Source organism: Isoptericola dokdonensis DS-3 (assembly GCF_001636295.1).
Taxonomy (GTDB): Bacteria; Actinomycetota; Actinomycetes; order Actinomycetales; family Cellulomonadaceae; genus Isoptericola; species Isoptericola dokdonensis.
In genome coordinates this window covers 2,002,663-2,016,141 of sequence record NZ_CP014209.1, presented here as the reverse complement: position 1 = coordinate 2,016,141, position 13,479 = coordinate 2,002,663, and the positions used below count along the sequence as shown (strand labels likewise).

General features: G+C 71.2%; 14 protein-coding genes. 10 read left to right on the top strand and 4 right to left on the bottom strand.

Going from position 1 to position 13,479, the window contains the following annotated elements; translation table 11 throughout:
* Positions 1–12: 12 nt before the first annotated feature.
* Genes I598_RS09340 through I598_RS09300 form a run of 9 tightly spaced genes read left to right on the top strand, consistent with a single transcriptional unit; the run spans position 13 to position 11,451 of the window.
* Positions 13–3,510 (top strand): phage tail tape measure protein, encoded by a 3,498-nt coding sequence (locus tag I598_RS09340; protein ID WP_068202727.1) that lies wholly within the window; start codon positions 13–15, stop codon positions 3,508–3,510.
* A complete protein-coding gene (locus I598_RS09335) occupies positions 3,504–5,024 on the top strand; it encodes a phage tail family protein (RefSeq protein WP_068202726.1) in 1,521 nt (506 codons plus the stop codon). Before I598_RS09340 ends, I598_RS09335 begins: the two co-directional genes overlap by 7 nt.
* Positions 5,024–7,363, top strand: a complete 2,340-nt coding sequence (locus I598_RS09330; protein ID WP_068202725.1) for a Gp37-like protein — start codon at positions 5,024–5,026, stop codon at positions 7,361–7,363. The genes I598_RS09335 and I598_RS09330 overlap by 1 nt, the downstream gene beginning before the upstream one ends.
* A complete protein-coding gene (locus I598_RS09325; protein WP_068202724.1) occupies positions 7,360–8,052 on the top strand; it encodes a hypothetical protein in 693 nt (230 codons plus the stop codon). The genes I598_RS09330 and I598_RS09325 overlap by 4 nt, the downstream gene beginning before the upstream one ends.
* Before the next feature lie 10 nt (positions 8,053–8,062).
* Entirely contained in the window at positions 8,063–9,418 is a 1,356-nt protein-coding gene (locus tag I598_RS09320) for a fibronectin type III domain-containing protein (protein WP_068202723.1), read from the top strand.
* Complete coding sequence (locus I598_RS09315; protein WP_157557195.1) at positions 9,415–9,795, top strand: hypothetical protein; 381 nt, start codon at positions 9,415–9,417, stop codon at positions 9,793–9,795. The genes I598_RS09320 and I598_RS09315 overlap by 4 nt, the downstream gene beginning before the upstream one ends.
* Positions 9,796–9,851: 56 nt before the next feature.
* Positions 9,852–10,826 (top strand): peptidoglycan recognition protein family protein, encoded by a 975-nt coding sequence (locus I598_RS09310; protein WP_068202721.1) that lies wholly within the window; start codon positions 9,852–9,854, stop codon positions 10,824–10,826.
* A gap of 11 nt (positions 10,827–10,837) precedes the next feature.
* Positions 10,838–11,254 carry a hypothetical protein gene (locus I598_RS17865; RefSeq protein ID WP_068202720.1) on the top strand — a complete coding sequence of 139 codons (417 nt, stop codon included), beginning with the start codon at positions 10,838–10,840 and terminating at the stop codon, positions 11,252–11,254.
* A complete protein-coding gene (locus tag I598_RS09300; protein ID WP_068202719.1) occupies positions 11,254–11,451 on the top strand; it encodes a hypothetical protein in 198 nt (65 codons plus the stop codon). Before I598_RS17865 ends, I598_RS09300 begins: the two co-directional genes overlap by 1 nt.
* Before the next feature lie 54 nt (positions 11,452–11,505).
* Here I598_RS09300 and I598_RS09295 read toward each other — a convergent pair whose 3' ends face one another.
* Positions 11,506–11,778: a hypothetical protein gene (locus I598_RS09295; protein ID WP_068202718.1), complete on the bottom strand. Its 273-nt coding sequence runs from the start codon at positions 11,776–11,778 to the stop codon at positions 11,506–11,508.
* 162 nt (positions 11,779–11,940) lie between these two features.
* Positions 11,941–12,216, bottom strand: a complete 276-nt coding sequence (locus tag I598_RS09290) for a hypothetical protein (protein WP_068202717.1) — start codon at positions 12,214–12,216, stop codon at positions 11,941–11,943.
* A 158-nt stretch (positions 12,217–12,374) separates the two neighbouring features.
* On the opposite strand from I598_RS09290, the gene I598_RS09285 reads away from it, so the two are divergent.
* Positions 12,375–12,584 carry a hypothetical protein gene (locus tag I598_RS09285; protein WP_068202716.1) on the top strand — a complete coding sequence of 70 codons (210 nt, stop codon included), beginning with the start codon at positions 12,375–12,377 and terminating at the stop codon, positions 12,582–12,584.
* Positions 12,585–12,791: 207 nt separating this feature from the next.
* Here the strand turns inward: I598_RS09285 and I598_RS09280 are convergent, their stop codons facing one another.
* Positions 12,792–13,055 (bottom strand): helix-turn-helix transcriptional regulator, encoded by a 264-nt coding sequence (locus tag I598_RS09280; protein WP_068202715.1) that lies wholly within the window; start codon positions 13,053–13,055, stop codon positions 12,792–12,794.
* A 56-nt stretch (positions 13,056–13,111) separates the two neighbouring features.
* On the bottom strand, positions 13,112–13,342 hold the full coding sequence (locus tag I598_RS09275) for a hypothetical protein (protein ID WP_068202714.1): 231 nt from the start codon (positions 13,340–13,342) through the stop codon (positions 13,112–13,114).
* Positions 13,343–13,479: the final 137 nt, after the last annotated feature.

The window sequence follows — 13,479 nt, the reverse complement described above, 5'->3', positions numbered from 1 at the left end:
TGGGAGGCCCCCATGGCGGGCGACGCCGTCTGGCTCGATGTGCTCCCCGACATGGGGGCCTTCTCGAAGGACCTGATCAAGGGATCGGCCAAGGCCGCTGCCGAAGCCGGCACGAAGAGCGGCAAGACCTGGACCGACGGCTTCAAGGGGGCGGCATCCGACGGCGGTACGTCGCACGTCGTCGCCCAGCTCGAGGATGCGTCCAAGCGCACCAAGCGGGTCGTCAACGACCAGGTCGCGGTCGTCTCGAAGGCGCGAGCCTCCGAGCGCGACGCGACTGCGAAGGTCACGCTCGCCGAGCAGGCCCTCATCGACGCCCGCGAGAAGTACGGCGACGGCTCCGCGCGCGCCGTCGCCGCCGAGCAGCGCCTCGAGGGAGCGCGCGACCGGCAGCGGGCCGCCTCCGTGAAGCTCGCCTCGAGCGAAGACCAGCTCAAGGCCGCATCGAACGAGCACCGCGAGGTCACTAAGCAACTCGCCGACGCCACAGACAAGGGCGGCCGCGAGGCGAACACCGCCTCGGGGAAGTGGGACTCGCTCAAGGCGTCCGTGAACAAGGGCCGCGAGAAGTTCGACCAGGCGGCGAGCAGCGCCGGCGGCATCGTCGCGCAGCTCGGCCTCATGGCCGCCGGTGCCGCCACCGTGAGCGAGGCGTGGTCCCAGAACATCAACCTCGAGGCCGGCACCGACAAGGTCGCCGCCGCGCTCCACCTCACGAGCGAGCAGTCGGCCGTCGCCGGCCAGGTCGCCGGCAGCCTGTACAGCGGCGCGTGGGGAGAGTCCCTCGAGGACGTCAACGGGGCCGTCGAGTCCGTCATGAGCTCCATCGAGGGCATGGCGGACGCGAGCCCCGCCGAGCTCGAGAAGGTCACCGCCGGGGCGCTCGACATCGCAAAGGCCTTTGACCTCGACGTCGACGAAGCCGCGCGCAACGCCGGCATCCTCATGAAGACCGGCCTCGCAGCCGACGCCACCGAGGCGTTCGACCTCATCGTCGGCTCGATGCAGGAGGTGCCGAAGTCCCTGCGCGGCGAGATGACCGACGCCACCCAGGAGTACTCGGCGTTCTTCTCCCAGCTCGGCTTCGACGGCGCGACCACGATGGGCGTGCTGCGCTCCGCTCTTGAGAACGGCCAGTTCGGCATCGACAAGATGGGCGACAGCCTCAAAGAGTTCTCGATCCGGTCGACGGACATGTCCAAGTCGACGACGGACGCGTACGAGACCATCGGCGTCGACGCCGACAAGATGACCGAGCGCATCCTGGCCGGGGGAGACCAGGCACAGGGCGCGTTCGCCGACATCATCCACGGCCTGCAGGGCGTGAAGGACCCGAGCGACCAGGCTGCCGCGGCGATCGCGCTGTTCGGCACCCCGCTCGAGGACATCGGCACCGGCAAAATCCCAGACTTCCTCGGCGCGCTTGACCCCGCCGGCGACGCGTTCGACGACTTCACGGGCCGTGCCGCCGAGATGGGCGAGACGCTCAACGACAACACGGCAACTGGCTTCACCGAGCTCAAGCGGTCGTTCGTCGCGACCGTCTCCGACGGACTCGAGCCGTTCATGGAGCCGGCGAAGCAGGTCCTCGACTGGGCCAACAGCGTGCCCGGCCTGCTGCCGGCGATCGCGACCGGCCTCGGCGTGGTGACCGCCGCGTGGGGCGGGTACACGGTCGCGCAGTGGGCCGCGAACGCCGCGATTCTCGCGAACCCGATCACCTGGATCATCACCGCGGTCATCGCGGCGGCGGTCCTGATCATCGCCAACTGGGACACGATCAAGGCGGCCGTCAAGACGGGCTGGGACTGGCTGGTCGAGAAGGTCTTTCGACCCATCGGCAACTGGCTCGGCGACGTCGGCGACTGGTTCGGCGACATGGGCGTCGTCATCGGCATCGCGTGGGACGGCGTCCAGAGCGGCCTGAAGTCCGGCTGGGACTGGATCAACGAGAAGGTCTTCTCGCCGGTCAAGCAGGGGGCCTCGTGGGTGGGCGACCGGTTCGAGGACGCCGGCGAGGCGATCGGCGACGCGTGGGACGGCATGACCGGCGCGCTCGAGGACGGCTGGCTCTGGCTGAACGAGCACGTCTTCGCGCCGGTGAAGCAAGGCGCGACCTGGGTCGGCGACCGCTTCGAGGACGCCGGCGGGGCGATCGGCGACGCGTGGGACGGCATGACCGACGCGCTCCGGACCGGCTGGCTCTGGCTGAACGAGCACGTCTTCGCGCCGGTGAAGAAGGGAGCCGGCCTGGTCGGCGACGCCTTCGACGCCGTGCCGGGCGTCGTCAACAAGGCGTGGTCGAAGATCAAGGAGTACGCCGCCAAGCCGGTCAACTTCGTGATCGAGACCGTCTACATGGACGGCGTCCGGGCGACCTGGAACAAGGTCGCTGACGCCGTCGGCCTCGACCTCAAGCTGCCCGCGATGAGCCCCGTCAGGTTCGCAACCGGCGGCGTCCTGCCCGGCTATACCCCGGGCAGGGACGTCCACAGCTTCGTGTCGCCCACGGGCGGCCGGCTGGAGCTCTCCGGCGGCGAGGCCATCATGCGGCCCGAGTGGACGCGGGCCGTCGGCGGCCCGGCCGCCATCGCCCGCATGAACGCCGACGCACGCTCCGGACGGTTCGCCGACGGCGGCGTGTGGGGCTGGGCCGGCGACGCGTGGAACGCCGTCTCCGGAGCCGCCCAGGCGGCCTGGGACTGGGCGGGCAACGCCGCCCAGTCGGTCGGCCGGTTCCTCTCCGACCCCGCCGGCGCGATCAAGGAGATGATCACCGGCCCGATGAACGCGCTCCTGCGCAACATCGGGGGCGGCTCGCTCGGCCAGATCGTCACGGCGATCCCCGGGATGGTCGTCGACACGCTGAGCGGCCGCAGCGAGGACTTCGCCAAGACCGCGCTCCCGCCCGCCGGCAGCGGGAGCCCCGGCATGGGCTGGCAGGCCATGGTCTCCCTGCTACGCGAGGCGTTCCCCGGCATCGGGATCTCGTCGACGTACCGGCCTGGAGCCATTACGGCCACCGGCGTGCCGAGCTTCCACGGCCTGGGACGCGCGGTAGACATCGCACCGCCCCGCTGGGACGTCTTCAACTGGCTGTCCGACAACTTCCCGAACAGCGCCGAGCTGATCTACACGCCGGCCGGCGGCCGGCAGATCCGCAACGGGCAGCGCACGTCGGCCTTCGCGCCCATCACCCAGTCGATGCACCACAACCACATCCACTGGGCGATGGCGAACGGCGGCGTCCTGCCCTCGCCGCTCCTCTTCGACGAGGGCGGCTGGCTCCCGCCGGGCCGCTCGATCATCGAGAACCGGACCGGCCGCCCGGAACCGCTCGCACGCCTCGACGTCGAGCGGGCACGGGCAGGGCAGGGCCTGGCCAGCATGCCCGGGGTCCTCGAGGTCCGCGACGTCGACGGGGCGCTCATCGGCCGGATGCGCGTCGAGGCCGGGCGCGTCTTCGAGGGCGACGTCGAACCGATCGAGGAAGGACTGGCTACATGGTGACGCTCGCGCTGCAGCTCGCCGGCGCGACGGACGCGATCACCCTCACCGAGTACGTACCCGGTGGGGGTGACGCGTTCATCGCCCGCGGCTTCGAGGGAGCCGGCTTCCCCGACATCGAGACGCACTGGTTCGACGCGGCCGGCGAGGGTGCGGTTTTCCGCGGGGCGCGCCCGCTGCCCCGCGACTTCAAGCTCCCGCTGCGCGTCGTCGGCGAGAACCGCGAGCAGGTCGCCGAGACGCTCTCACGCATCGCCCTCCTGCTCGACCCGCGCATGGCCCCGCCATCGCTCCGCGTCGTCGAGCCCACCGGCGATGCCTGGTCGACGCAGGTCGTGCGGACGGGCAAGGCGGACTGGGCATGGGGCACCGACACGAACGGCCGCACGTACGTGAAGACCACGGTGCCGCTGCGGGGGAGCCCGTTCTGGACGCGTGAGCGCCCGTCGGACTTCAAGATCGAGACCGGCAGCGGCACCGCCCGCGGGCTGCTCACAGGACCGCTCTCAGCGCTCCGCCTCACCAGCGGGCAGGCGCAAGGCGCGAGGACGATCACCGTGGCCGGCGACGCCGTGGCGTACCCGACGATCACGGTGACAGGGCCTGGAGACCACCTCGTCGCCACGTCGCCGTCGGGCGAGACCATCTCGTGGGACGGCTCCCTCGTCGCCGGCGAGAAGCTGATCATCGACCACAGCGCCGGCACCGTCGTCGACGGCACCGGCGCGAACCGGTACAGCGAGCTCGGGACGGCACCCAGGTTCTGGGCGCTGCCGCCCGGCAAGTCGACAGTGTCGGTCGCGCTGGCCAACGCCAGCCCCGGCACGATCGTCGGCGGCAAGATCACGAGGAAGAACCTCGTGCCGACGCCGTCGTTCGAGGACGGCGTCGGCAACTGGGGCTGCAACGGCGGCACGCTCACCGTCGGAGAGTCGTTCCCGATGGGCGGCAAGGTCGGCAGCTCGTACCTCCAAGCGACCTCCAACGGCGCGACGGCCACGATGTACCCCTGGTGCGAGTGGCCGATCGACCCGGCGGAGGGCGGCTGGTTCGCGTACCGCCTCTGGTACGCGCACGACGTCACGGGCAACCCGAGGGTCCGCCAGGTCGTCTACTTCTACGACGAGGCCGGCACGCTGCTGACGTCGCCCGCGGCCGAGTGGCAGACCGGGGCCAACTTCTACGCCGGCCGCCTCCGCACCTTCTCGGGGCAGGTCCCGGCGAACGCCGAGCGCATGAGGATCTACCTCACGATGGCGACCAGCGACGGCACGAACCTGCCCGCCGACCGGCGGCTCTGGCTCGACCAGGTCCACGTCGAGCAGGCAGCGACCCAGGCCGACGCGGAGGCAGCCGTCGATCGGTACTTCGACGGGTCGACACCCAACACCGGCCGGTTCATCACCGAGTGGACGGGACCCGTGCACGCGTCCGCCTCGATCGAGCGGGCGGCGGTGAACGTCGACCGCACCGAGATCCTCGTCCAGTGGCGGCCCAGGAAGTGGGTGATGTTCTGATGCGCTCCGACGAGCTCACCGTCGAGGTCCGCGACTCCAGCCTGCGGCGCGTCGGGATCCTGCTCCCGAAGGACCGGCTCCTGCGAGCCAAGCCAGCCTTCAACGGGGCAGGGGAGTGGAGCCTCGAGGTGCCTGCCGAGCACCCCATGGCCGCCGAGCTCAGGAAGCCCGGCAGCGGCATCATCGTGACCGGACCGGACGACGTGTGGTGGTCTGGCCCGGTCACGCAGCCGGCCACTGAGGCAGGCGCGAGCGACGTCCGGGGCATGCTCAAGGCGACGGGCGTGACCGACAGCGTCGTGCTCGTCGACGCCGCGGCGTGGCCCCAGCCCAGCAACGGGGACGCCACGACCCAGACCCTCGCCTACGACGCGCGCACCGGCGCGGCCGAGACGCTCATGCACGCCTACGTCTCGGCGAACATCGGCCCGGACGCGCCGACGTCGCGGCGGGGCCGGCTCGCGTCTCAGCTCGTGATGGGCACGAACCTCGGGCGCGGCACCGTCATCGCCAAGCGGGCGCGGTTCGCCAACCTGGCTGACCTCCTCGCAGAGATCGCAGCCGTCGACGGCCTCGGCTTCCGGGTCGTGCAGCGGGGCGACGCGCTCGTCTTCGAGGTCACCGAGACCACCGACCGGACCGCCGAGCTGCGACTCGATGTCCGCAACGGAGGCCTCGCCTCCCAGAAGGTCGCCACGACCCCGCCGACGGTCACGCGCGTGTATGTCGCCGGGCAGGGCGAAGGCGCGGACCGCACCATCCGCACCCGGACATCGGCCGAAGCATCCGCCGCCGAGAACGAGTGGGGACGCGTCGTCGAGCGGTTCAAGGACCAGCGCCAGACCGACGACCTCGACGAGCTCGACCAGGCCGGCGACGAGGATCTCGCCGACGGCGGCAGCACCGCGACGAACGTGGCGGTCGTGCCGGCCGACGAGACCGGCCAGACCTTCGGCCGCCACTGGGACCTTGGCGACCGAGTCACGGTCGTGATCGAGGGGCAGGAGACGACCAGCACCATCACGAGCGCGCCGATCGTGGACGTCGGCAAGGGCCTGCGCATCGGCATGGGGCTGGGCGACCCGGCCGGCTTCTCGCGGTCGGCCGCGCTCACGGCTCGGGTCGAGGACACCGAGCAGCGCGTGAGTGCGCTCGAGCGCAACACGGAGACGCCGGTCGACCTGACCGCGCTTCTGGAGCAGGTGCGGCACGCTGCCCCGCTAGCCAGCCTCCGCCTTACTGAGCTCGGCGACGCAGTAGATCTCAACACGGTCGCGCAGGCCGGCGTCTACCGCCAGTCCCTCACCGCTCAGGCGGCCACGGGAACGAACTACCCGGTCCCCGTCGCGGGTCTCCTGGAAGTCTTCGACCAGGGGAACATGACCTGGCAGCGGTACACGGTGTACGGGACCGCGGCCACGACCTACGTGCGCGCCCGCTACACCACGACGTGGAGCACGTGGCGTGAGCTGCTCGCCGTCGCCGACGGGGTCGCTACCGCCCCCCGTCTCCGCCTCACCGCCACGGAAGACGCCAGCGCGACGTCCACCGGCCACGCCCTCCAAATTGGGACGGACGGCGTCGAGAACCTCCGGATCGACGGCAACGAAGTGACCGCCATGAACAACGGCGCGCTCGCAACCCTCTACCTCAACCCTGACGGCGGCGACGTCGCGATCGGCAACAACACCGACAGCCGGATCATCCTCAACAGCGCAGGGAACATCAACCTCCGCAACGGCTCTCGCCTGGAGGGATCCTCTGGCGGCCCGAACATCGGCATCCGCGACGGGAACGACAACGCCGCCTTGATCGGGGAGGACTCCGCCGGGCCGCGCATGTGGACCAGCACGACCCTCGTCCACGGCCGCACGTACACGTCGAACGCGAGCATGGTCGTCACCTCCGCGGGCACCTTCGGACGGTCGACCTCCCTCCGCGCAGCCAAGGTCGAGATCGAGGACGCGCCCAGCGACTGGGCCGAGAAGATCTACGCCCTTCGCCCACGGACCTGGCTCGATCGGGGCACCGTCGAGCACTACGCCGAGCTCCTCGACCGAGAGGAACAGGGCGAGGTCATCGACTGGTCGACGGAGGACTGCTCCCAGATCAACCAGCGCATCCCCGGCTTCGTCGCCGAGGAAGTCGTGGAGGACGCCGGGCTGCCCGAGTTCGGCATCTACGACAACGGCGGCAACCTCTCCGGCCTCGCATACGACCGGCTTACGGCGGCTCTCGTCGCGACGGTGCAGCACCAGCGCACGCAGCTCGACTCGCAGGCCCAGCAGATCAGCGACCTCGCCGCGGCGGTGGCCACGCTGCAGAACGGAGCATCATGACCCAGTACGGCTACCCCTTCGAGCCGCAAGACACCACCGAGAGTCAGTACGAGGCCCTCGCGAGCGAGTGGCAGGACACCGGCGTGGTGGCGTCGTTCGGCGCGTCGGACCTCAAGGTCTCGGCGGACTCGTCCGGGATGCAGGTCACCGTCCAGGCCGGCCGGGCGATCCTGAAAGGCTTCTTCTTCGACTCGACCGCCGCGGAGACGCTCGCGATCGAGCCGGCCGACACCTCGCCGCGCATCGACGTCGTCGTGGTGCGGGTCGACCAGGCGGCTGACCAGATCACGCTCGCCGTGGTCCAGGGCACGCCGGCGGCGAACCCGAGCGTGCCGAGCCTCGCCGACGAGCCCGGGGGCGTCTTCGAGCTCGAGCTCGCGCGCGTCGCCGTCGGGGCGAACGTCGTCACCATCGCCGCGGCGAACGTCACCGAGCGACGGCAGTTCGTCGGCGCGAGGACCGGCTCGTGGAGCAGCGCCACACGTCCAAGGACCCCGCGCCGCCGGCAGCTCGGCTTCAACGAGACGACCGGCGTCTGGGAGTGCTGGAGCGGCACCGAGTGGGTGGACCTGATCCCGACCACGGTGCCGAACGCCAGGACGGTGAACGGCTACGACGTCGTCATCTCGACGTCGACGCCGTCAGGGACTCCAACGACCAACCGGATCTGGATCAAGCCGATCAACTGAGGGGGACCCTGTGGCGATCAGCTGGGGTGGCTGGAACGGCCGCCTGCAGGTCGGCATCGACGTATCGCAGAGCCCGTCGTCGCCGTCGAACGGCACGACCTCGGTGACGCTGACGATCCGCTACTACGTGCGGACCGACGGCTACAACTTCGCGGACACGCAGACGCTGAAGCTCAGCGGAGACGTCTCGGGCAGCGTCGAGTTCTACAACAGCCTGACGGGCACGAATGAGAGCAAGCTCGTCGCCACGAGGACGCGGACCGTCGGCCTGTCGTACAGCAGCCGGGCCAGCCGGACGTTCAAGGCGACGCTCTCCGGGGCGTTCAACGGGGCGACGCCGACCAAGACGCGCGGCTACACCGCGCCCTACCGTCCGGCCGCCGCGCCCGGCAAGGTCGGCCGGCCGACGGCGAGCCCGCTGAGCACGGTGGTGGACGTCCGCTGGTCTACGCCAGCGTCGAACGGCGCAGCGGTCGACAAGTACGACGTCCTCGTCGAGCGCCCCACCGGCGGCGACATCGACCGGCGGAACTCGGGGACCGACAACTACCACCGCATGTACGGGATGAGCCCGGGCGGCGACTACACCGTGCGCGTCCGAGCGCACAACAGCGCCGGCTGGGGGCCGTGGTCCGACAAGCGCTCCTTCTCGACCGCGCCGCTCCCGCCAGGCAAGGTCGCGCGACCGACCATCAGCGCCATCACGTCGAGCGGCTGCAACGTCAACTACAAGGCCCCGGCCTCCAACGGCGCGAGCATCGACAAGTACGAGATCAACCTCGAGCGTGCCAGCTCGTCCACGGACATCGGCCGCTGGACCGACCCGAACGGCTCGCCCTTCTTCGGAGTCGACGGCCTCAACCGGGCGTCCGACTACGTGATCCAGGTGCGCGCCCACAACTCCGCCGGATGGGGCGACTGGTCAGACCGTGCCCCGTTCACCACCGCGGCGACGAGGCCCGACAAGCCGGCTCGACCGACCGCGCCGGCCGAGTACGTGACGACGCAGACGATGCGCGTCTACTACGAGAACCCGAACACCGGCGGTGACGCGATCACCACCTGGCAGGTCCGGCTCGAGGACACGAGCGGGACCGTGCTGGGCACGTTCGACGACGGGAACGGCCCCCCGTACTACAGCGGCATCACTGGCCTCCAGCCCGGCCGGACCTACCGGGCGCGCGTCCGCATGCGGAACGCCGTGGGCTGGTCCGACTGGTCGGAGCCCGCGACGTTCCGCATGCTCTCGGCCGTCAAGGTCGGCGACGGCACCGAGTGGATCGACGCGCTGCTGTACATCGGCAACGGGACCGACTGGGTCCTCGCCGAGGCGCGCACCGGCACGGGCACGGGGTGGGCCTCGTGACCGTCACGCTCGACGCGGCGACCCTGGCGGCCGTCGGGGTGATCGTGACCGCCGTTGGAACCCTCTGCGGGGCGCTCATCGGCCGACGCAGCGAGCGGGACAAGCTCGTCGTCGAGAAGCGGCGAGTGGACACCGAGGACTGGAAGGCCGTCACCGCCGGCCTCCAGGACTTCGCCGAGGCCCTCCAGGGCCAGCTCAACGACACCCAGGGCCAGCTCAACGCCACACGGGAAGAGCTCGCGCAGACCAACGGGCGCGTCGACGTCCTGCAGACAGAGAAGCGGCACGACGCCGAGTTCATCGCCGCCCTCCAAGCGCACATCCTCGCCGGCAAGGGGCCGCCGCCGCCCACCAGGCCCCCGCAGACCTTCCTCTGACCCCCACCAACAGGCCCGCCGCCGTGCGGGCCTTTCTCATGCCCAGGAGGCACCTCATGGCCACGATCCTCCCCCGGTCCGCATGGACCAGCACCAAGCCCGGCTGGTGGCGCACGCCGCCCTACGTCGACGCTGAGGGCATCGCCTGCCACTGGCCGGCGAGCGGCAAGATCGGCACCAGCAAGAGCGCCGTCGCGGCCGCGCTGCGCGGCTGGCGGCACTACCACGTGTACACCCGCGGCTGGGCCGACATCGGCTACAACTACGCCGTCGACCAGGCCGGCCGCATCTGGGAGCTCGCCGGCAAGCGCACCGCGGCGCACGCCGCGTCCAGCGCGAACCCCGACGCCAACGCGGAGCTCTACGGCGTCCTGTTCGTCGTCGGGCAGGGCGAGGCCGTCAGCGCCAAGGCGATCGCCGCCTTCCGCTCGCTGCGCGCCGAGCTCGGCTCGAAGCTGCCCGTCATGGGCCACCAGCAGGTGCCCGGCGCGTCCACCGCGTGCCCTGGCCCGTCGGTCATGGCCGCGGTTCGCTCGGGGGCGCTGACGGCGTCGACGAGCAAGCCGGCCAAGCCCAGCAAGCCCACGACCTCGAGCAAGAGCAAGCGCAAGCCGCGGCAGCCGGCGACACTGCGGAACAAGAGCCGCGGATACCTGCGCGGCCTCTGGCAGCGCATCCTCAAGGCCGACGGCTACAAGATCGGCTCGGCCGGCGTCGACAAGGTGTACGGCAACGACACCGCGGCCGCGACCAAGCGGTGGCAGGCCGACCGGGGCCTGAACCCCGACGGCGTCGTCGGCCCGAAGACGTGGACCCGCGCGCTGCTCTCCGACGACGACGGCCGGCTGCGGGAGGGCGACCGCGGCCCGCACGTCGAGCTGCTGCAGTACATCGTCGGCGTGAAGCGCGATCGCGTCTTCGGCCCGAAGACGGCCGTGGGCACCGAGGCCGTGCAGCGGTACCTCGGCGTCGACGCGGACAGCATCCCCGGCCCCAACACGCGCGACAAGCTCGTCGCGCTCTGGACCTGAGAGGACACCCCGTGAAGCTCTTCACCGCCGCCTTCTGGCGCGCCGCCGGTATCCGCGCGGCCAAGACCGCGATCACCGTGGTCACGCCGTGGATCCCGCAGCTCGTGGCGACCCCGACCAGCGAGGTCGTCGTCGCGGCCGCGTCGACGACGGCCCTCGCCGTGGTCCTCTCGGTCGCGACGTCGCTGGCGAGCCTCCCCGAGGTCGCCGGCAAGGTCGTCCCGCTCTGGCGCGCCCTCGCCGGCCGGGCCGCCCGGACCTTCGGCCAGACCATCGTGGCCACGGTCGCCGGCGCGACCCTCCTGACCGACGTCAACTGGCTCGCCCTCGGGCTGCAGGTCGTCGCGTCCGTCATCGGGACGGTGCTGCTCGGCCTCTACAGCCGCCTGCCGGAGGTTCCCGAGGTCGACGACGGCGAGGCCGCCTGATGGTCGCCCCGCTCCTGCGGTACTTCGAGAACAGGCACATCCCCGACGGGCCGGCGCGGGACGTCTCGCGCGGGTTCCAGGACCTCGCGCACGAGCTCGACCGCACGCTGCCCGCCGGACCCGAGACGACGGTCGCACTGCGCAAGCTGCTCGAGGGCAAGGATGCCGCGGTGCGCTCCGCGCTCGACCTCGGCTGACACGACAAGGCCCCCCTCGCCTTCCGGCGAGGGGGGCCTCTTCGTCGTTCTCGATCAGCCGCGCTTCATGGTCACGCGGTAGTGGGTCCGACGCTGGCGGTCCCACTGGCCGCCGCGCAGCCGGGCGACCTTCGAGACGGTCAGCACCCCGCGGCGGCGGCCGACCCAGGTGGCGAGGGTGGCGGCCGCGTCCTCGAGGGCGACGCCCTCGGCCGGCACCATCGTGATGGTCTCGACGTCGCCGTCGGCGATGACGCCGCCGTACCAGTGGACGTTCACGTCGAGGTCGGCCTTCAGGTTCAGCAGCTCGGCGGTGGTGGCGTTCATGGCGACTCCTTCGGGTTGTTCCTTGCTGGCGAGAACTACATTACACGGCTAGGCGGGTATCGCCAAATCGGTAAGCAATATGCCCCCCCGCGCCACACGGCGCGGGGGGGGGGGGGGGGGGGGGGGGGGGGGGGGGGGGGGGGGGCATATTGCGCGCCCGGACTACACCGCGGATTCGAACAGCCCCGCAGTCTTCAGCGCGCCGTTCACGAGGTCGATGAACCGGCTCGACAGGTCGGCGAGCACGAGCTCGTCACGGCCGTCCGCGGCGAGCAGGTCGCTCGCTGCGAGGGCGGTCCATCCCTCGTCCCGGCCCTCGGCGATCGCGGCCTCGCCCCAGGTGCGCAGCGCGGCGGCGTTGCCGAGCGAGCACTCCGGTGCGTGGGGGTCGGCCAGGTGCTCGCCGCAGACCTGGCACTCGTTGTTCGTGTCGTACACGGTGACTCCTTCGGTTGTTCCTTGCTGGCGAGAACAACGTTACACGGCTAGGCGTGTAAAAGAAAGTCGAGATAGGGCTGGATGCGACACGGCTAGGCGTGTAATATGGGGGATGCCAGCAAGGAACGGGCCAGCCGGCTCCGACGAGAGGAACACCGATGAGCAACCCCGACACGAACCGCAAGATGCTCGCCGCGGTGGGGGACTTCGCGCAGAGCGACGAGGTGCGCGAGATCTTCAAGCGGCTCAACGCCCTGCAGTGGCAGGCCGAGCACGACGGCTCCTGGGACACCGGGATCGGCCGGCAGGCCGAGGCGGTGCGCGGCCACCTGATGATGGCCCTCGAGGCCGCCGGCGTCCGCGTCTAGGCCCAAACGAAAAGCCCCCGCACCGGAGACGGTGCGGGGGCCTTTCCACGTGAAGCGGCCCCGGGGAGCGCCACCACCTGCTCTAGCGCCAGCAAGAAACAACCGACGGCTCAACCCGGGACCGCGGCATCAGGCTATCGCATCCGGCCGACACGGCGAGGGGCCGGCCGCCGCGAGGCAGCCGGCCCCTCGAGGGCCGCGAGGCGGTCAGTCGGCCGTCGGGCCGCGCAGCTCGGCCTCGGCGGCCGCGAGCTCGTCGCGCGAGACGTACCGCGGGTCGCTCGGCTGGCGCAGCGTCCAGCCGCGGCCGCCGCGCACCGCGTCCCACCGCTCGATCGTCTCGGGCAGCCAGCCGACCTGGCGGTCGCCGATCTGGGCGTCCGGCTCGGGAAGCCGGTAGCGGTTCAGGGTGTCGGCAGACACGCCGACGAGCGCGGCGACCTGCGGGCGGGCGAGGTACTGGATGGTCATGGCGAGGTGCTCCTTCGGACGGGACCGGGGCCGCTCTCGCGGCCCCGGCCGGCTGGTCAGATGCGCTGGTTCCAGGTGGCGATCGCGTCCGCCGCGGCGGTGGCCGCGGCGTAGCACGCGTTCATGTCCGCGGCGCGGTCGAGGTCGTCCATGCGCTCGAAGGCGTCAGCGCAGTCGCTGGCGAGGCGGGCGGCGGCCTCGTAGTCCCCGCGGAGGAACGCGTTCTGCGCGGCGTCGTAGCTGGCGGTGAGCACCTGCTCGGGCGTCTTCATGGCGGTGTCGATCATCGTGGCTCCTTCGGCTGGGGGCCTCCCGGCCCTGTTCCTTGCTGGCGTGAACCACAGTACACGGCTACCCGTGTACGCGCAAGGTCCGGACGCCGCTTAGTCGCCGGAAATTCGGCGGGCGACATTCCGCAGCGCGT

Coding starts and splice junctions, on each gene's coding strand:
- I598_RS09285 (WP_068202716.1), top strand. CDS start 12,375: ATGAGCAACCCCGACACGAACCGCAAGATGCTCGCCGCGGTGGGGGAC.
- I598_RS09275 (WP_068202714.1), bottom strand. CDS start 13,342: ATGATCGACACCGCCATGAAGACGCCCGAGCAGGTGCTCACCGCCAGC.
- I598_RS09330 (WP_068202725.1), top strand. CDS start 5,024: ATGCGCTCCGACGAGCTCACCGTCGAGGTCCGCGACTCCAGCCTGCGG.
- I598_RS09300 (WP_068202719.1), top strand. CDS start 11,254: ATGGTCGCCCCGCTCCTGCGGTACTTCGAGAACAGGCACATCCCCGAC.
- I598_RS09310 (WP_068202721.1), top strand. CDS start 9,852: ATGGCCACGATCCTCCCCCGGTCCGCATGGACCAGCACCAAGCCCGGC.
- I598_RS09335 (WP_068202726.1), top strand. CDS start 3,504: ATGGTGACGCTCGCGCTGCAGCTCGCCGGCGCGACGGACGCGATCACC.
- I598_RS09340 (WP_068202727.1), top strand. CDS start 13: ATGGCGGGCGACGCCGTCTGGCTCGATGTGCTCCCCGACATGGGGGCC.
- I598_RS09280 (WP_068202715.1), bottom strand. CDS start 13,055: ATGACCATCCAGTACCTCGCCCGCCCGCAGGTCGCCGCGCTCGTCGGC.
- I598_RS09325 (WP_068202724.1), top strand. CDS start 7,360: ATGACCCAGTACGGCTACCCCTTCGAGCCGCAAGACACCACCGAGAGT.
- I598_RS09295 (WP_068202718.1), bottom strand. CDS start 11,778: ATGAACGCCACCACCGCCGAGCTGCTGAACCTGAAGGCCGACCTCGAC.